Source organism: Rectinema subterraneum, assembly GCA_009768935.1.
Classification (GTDB): domain Bacteria; phylum Spirochaetota; class Spirochaetia; order Treponematales; family Rectinemataceae; genus Rectinema; species Rectinema subterraneum.
Genome location: WESA01000098.1, coordinates 1 through 3,558 on the forward strand (window position 1 = coordinate 1; position 3,558 = coordinate 3,558).

Genomic DNA, 3,558 nt, shown 5'->3' on the forward strand with positions numbered 1-3,558 from the left:
AGTCCAGAAGAATTTATAAATATAATAAAGAGCATTGAAAAAGAATAACCGAACAACCGCTTTAACCAGACTCGCCTTTTGTCACGGTTTGTGCTTGATCACTTCGTTCCGGCACAAACCGCGCCAATTTCCAGCTCGCTGGTTAAGCGCACGTTAGGTGGGCGCCTTTGGCGCATTTAAAATTAAAGGTGATGATATTTTTTAGCTTGTATGGTTTTGCATCGAATCCAATCGATAGTGTAATCATTTTCATGATGAATGATATACTCATCTTTAGTGTTCCATCTTTATAACATTATTTGACACTTCAGTCCTTATATGGTATTATATTAAGACTGGAGGATGTTATGAATGTCAATCTGAAAGATACTATAAAACCCATCTCCTACATTAAAACCAATGCCGCGGATATGATGAAGTTCATCAACGACAATAAAAGCTCCATCATCATTACCCAAAATGGTGAGGCAAAAGCGGTCCTCGTCGATATTGACTCCTACCAGGAAATGCGAGATGCCTTTAGCCTCTTAAAAATTATCAAACTCTCAGAAAAGGATATCGCGGCTGGCAATTATAAAGAATCTGATGCTGTCTTCTCCAACCTCAGAACGAGCTTGTCGAAATGAGCGCGAAGTACACGATTGTGTTTTCTCGGTATGCGGAAGACGATCTTTCAGAAATTATAAAATACTATGCAGAGAAGAATTCACAATATGCGCTAAAACTCCTCGATACCTTAGAAACACGAGTCCAAGAATTGAGGGAATTACCCGCACGTGGAAGAATAGTTCCTGAACTCGCACAGCAAAACATTTTAGAATATCGAGAACTAATTGAAGGAAACTATAGAATCATCTATGTAATTCAAGATTCTATGGTAGTTATCCACGCGATTCTTGATAGTAGAAGAAATCTTGAAGAATTATTAATGCAAAAACTCATGAGATTTTATTCATAATGTTGTAAGCACCTAACAAACGCTTTAGCCAGACTCGCCTGTTGTCACAAAACTTGCGCTCAGGCTTTCGCCTGGCAAGTTTTGCGCCAATTTCAGGCTCGCTGGTTAAGCAAATGTTAGAACGAATTTGAGCTCGAAGGTATTTGATAGAAGTGATTGTATTTTGATAGCATATATGCTATCATATTGTTATGAAAGTTGTCTTGGATACATCCGTTCTCTTCCAGGCGCTTTATAGTTCCACTGGTGCTTCACACGCTATCTTGAAACTTATTCGGGAAGGAGCTTTACAGCTTCCAATCTCTATTCCTGTTTTTGAAGAGTATCGTGAAGTATTATTGCGGCAATCTTCGCTCGATCTATTTGAATTGTCAACCAATGATGTGCAGAAAATCATTGATTTTATTGCTTTAATAGGAGTCAAGACTGACATAAGATTCTTGCTGCGACCGAATTTAAGAGATGAGAACGACAATATTTTTATTGAGCTCGCCTTTGCCAGTGGCGCTCACTATGTAATCACAAAGAATGTAAATGATTTTAAATATGATGCTGATTTGAGATTCAATGAAATTACTATTGCCACTCCAGCAGAATTTATGAAGATATGGAGGAATACCTATGAAAAAGACTAATACTATTACGCTTCGCGTTCCTGAAGAATTGAAAGAGCGCATTGAAAACATGGCAACATTGCAAGGTGTATCCATGAATCAGTTCGCATTGTATGCCTTTACAAAAGAGCTTTCAGAATTGGAAAATTCTCAGTATTTCAAAAAGTATTTGAAGGGGAAAAAGAAAGAAGAAATAATAAAAGGGTTTGATGACGTTTTCTCAAAAGTAAAACCCAGAAATGTTGATCAGTGGGATACATTATAATTCTAATCGTTCTAACAACCGCTTTGAGCCGACTCGGCGGCTGTCACCCGGTTTGCGGAAAAACAAAGCAGCAAAACACTGCAGCTGTGCAAACCGCGCACCAGGGCTTCCGCCTCGCGGCTCACGCGAATGTTAGCCAGGTGTCGTTTGGATTATTTGCCTGCACTTTATTGACACTTTGAAGCATATTGAATATTATTGAAGCAAGAGGTTTCCTATGGCAAAGACGATAACCGTGAGGGTTGAAGACACCACCTATGATATTTTCAAAAAAGCCGCAGAAGGTCAAAAACGAACTATCTCCAACTATCTTGAGTTCGCGGCACTCAATTATACGGTGAATGAAACTGTTGTCGATGATAGCGAAATGAAAGAAATCCTCGCCTTCGAAAACGATATCAAAAAAGGGTTGGCTGATATCTCCGCCGGAAGGTACAAAGTAATTGGCTAATTTCAAAATAGCCGAGACTGAAACATTCGAGAAGAAGATTCAGTCTTCCCAATATAAATTCCTTTATAAGAAAATACAACACTACATATATCCTCTCTTACGAGAGAATCCCTACTTCGGTCCGAATATAAAAAAGCTCAAAGGTGAGTATAAAGAAATATATCGATTCAGAATTGGGGACTATAGGCTTTTCTATACCATTTCAGAAGAAACCGTGATCATCTTTATCCTTGATATAGAGAACCGCAAAGATGCCTATAAGTAAAAGCACTAATTGGGGAAGAAAAGAAAAAATGATTACCTATACCGAGTCTCTTCGAGGAGTATCGCATTACTCACTGGATGGTTTTTGTGAAGGGTGGCAACAGCCACTTACTCCCTTACAATTACGAAGCATACTAAAACATAGCACCTATAGAATTCTTGCGATGGATACAGAGCATACAAGGATTGTGGGCATTATTACGGCACTCTCTGACAAAATTCATTGGGCGTTTATTCCCTATCTTGAAGTCATACCTGCGTATCAAAAACAAGGGATAGGGAAACGACTTATGGAATTAATGATAGAAAAGACAAAAGGAATCGTGTGTATAGATCTTACCTGTGATACAGAGATGCAAGCATTCTACGAGCAGTTTGGTATGGTAGCATCACACGGAATGATATTAAGAAGATATATGGATGAGAAATAAGTTGCACTGGCTAACACGCGCTTTGAGCCGACTTGGCGGCTGTCACGCGGTTTGCGGAAAAACAAAGCAGCAAAACACTGCAGCTGTGCAAACCGCGCACCAGGGCTTCCGCCTCGCGGCTCACGCGAATGTTAGGCGGACTCACGCTAACGTGCGAGCGAAAATGTTGACATTTGTTTGATCTTGTATTACATTACGTAATACAAGGAGATCAATATGACTACAGTTCGTCTTCCGATAGAGATTGAGCAACGCTTGGAAATTCTTGCCCGAAAAAAACATAAATCAAAGACAGACCTTATTAGGGAAGCGTTAGAAAAGTTATTCATTCAAGAGGAGTCGGAGAAAGACTCATATGAGCTTGGTGAAGAGTATTTTGGAAAATATGGGAGTGGAGATGGTACTTTATCTGTCACTTATAAAGATAAACTCAAGGATAAGATAAATGCTAAACTCAATTCTCATTGATACAGGTCCATTAATTGCTTTGTTTGATAAGGATGATACATATCATAATAAAGTAAAAGATTTTATAAAGAATGCAAAATATAGATTCATAACAACGACGGCTGTAA

At 38.9% G+C, this 3,558-nt stretch carries 8 protein-coding genes; all 8 read left to right on the forward strand.

The annotated features are described in order from the left end of the window. Window positions 1-347 precede the first annotated feature (347 nt). The 8 genes from GAP13_RS12815 to GAP13_RS12850 all read left to right on the forward strand — a co-directional run bounded on the left by GAP13_RS12815 (window position 348) and on the right by GAP13_RS12850 (window position 3,451). Window positions 348-626 (forward strand): type II toxin-antitoxin system Phd/YefM family antitoxin, encoded by a 279-nt coding sequence (locus tag GAP13_RS12815; RefSeq protein ID WP_158908683.1) that lies wholly within the window; start codon window positions 348-350, stop codon window positions 624-626. Beyond that, window positions 623-958 carry a type II toxin-antitoxin system RelE/ParE family toxin gene (locus GAP13_RS12820; protein WP_158908684.1) on the forward strand — a complete coding sequence of 112 codons (336 nt, stop codon included), beginning with the start codon at window positions 623-625 and terminating at the stop codon, window positions 956-958. The genes GAP13_RS12815 and GAP13_RS12820 overlap by 4 nt, the downstream gene beginning before the upstream one ends. A 191-nt stretch (window positions 959-1,149) precedes the next feature. After that, window positions 1,150-1,593 carry a putative toxin-antitoxin system toxin component, PIN family gene (locus GAP13_RS12825; protein WP_158908685.1) on the forward strand — a complete coding sequence of 148 codons (444 nt, stop codon included), beginning with the start codon at window positions 1,150-1,152 and terminating at the stop codon, window positions 1,591-1,593. Beyond that, entirely contained in the window at window positions 1,580-1,837 is a 258-nt protein-coding gene (locus GAP13_RS12830; RefSeq protein WP_158908686.1) for a toxin-antitoxin system HicB family antitoxin, read from the forward strand. Before GAP13_RS12825 ends, GAP13_RS12830 begins: the two co-directional genes overlap by 14 nt. A 217-nt stretch (window positions 1,838-2,054) precedes the next feature. Beyond that, window positions 2,055-2,288 carry a CopG family transcriptional regulator gene (locus GAP13_RS12835; protein ID WP_158908687.1) on the forward strand — a complete coding sequence of 78 codons (234 nt, stop codon included), beginning with the start codon at window positions 2,055-2,057 and terminating at the stop codon, window positions 2,286-2,288. Further along, window positions 2,281-2,553, forward strand: a complete 273-nt coding sequence (locus tag GAP13_RS12840; protein WP_158908688.1) for a type II toxin-antitoxin system RelE family toxin — start codon at window positions 2,281-2,283, stop codon at window positions 2,551-2,553. The genes GAP13_RS12835 and GAP13_RS12840 overlap by 8 nt, the downstream gene beginning before the upstream one ends. A gap of 28 nt (window positions 2,554-2,581) precedes the next feature. Then, a complete protein-coding gene (locus tag GAP13_RS12845) occupies window positions 2,582-2,983 on the forward strand; it encodes a GNAT family N-acetyltransferase (RefSeq protein WP_158908689.1) in 402 nt (133 codons plus the stop codon). Between the two features lie 216 nt (window positions 2,984-3,199). Next, window positions 3,200-3,451: a YlcI/YnfO family protein gene (locus GAP13_RS12850; RefSeq protein WP_158908690.1), complete on the forward strand. Its 252-nt coding sequence runs from the start codon at window positions 3,200-3,202 to the stop codon at window positions 3,449-3,451. Window positions 3,452-3,558 lie beyond the last annotated feature (107 nt).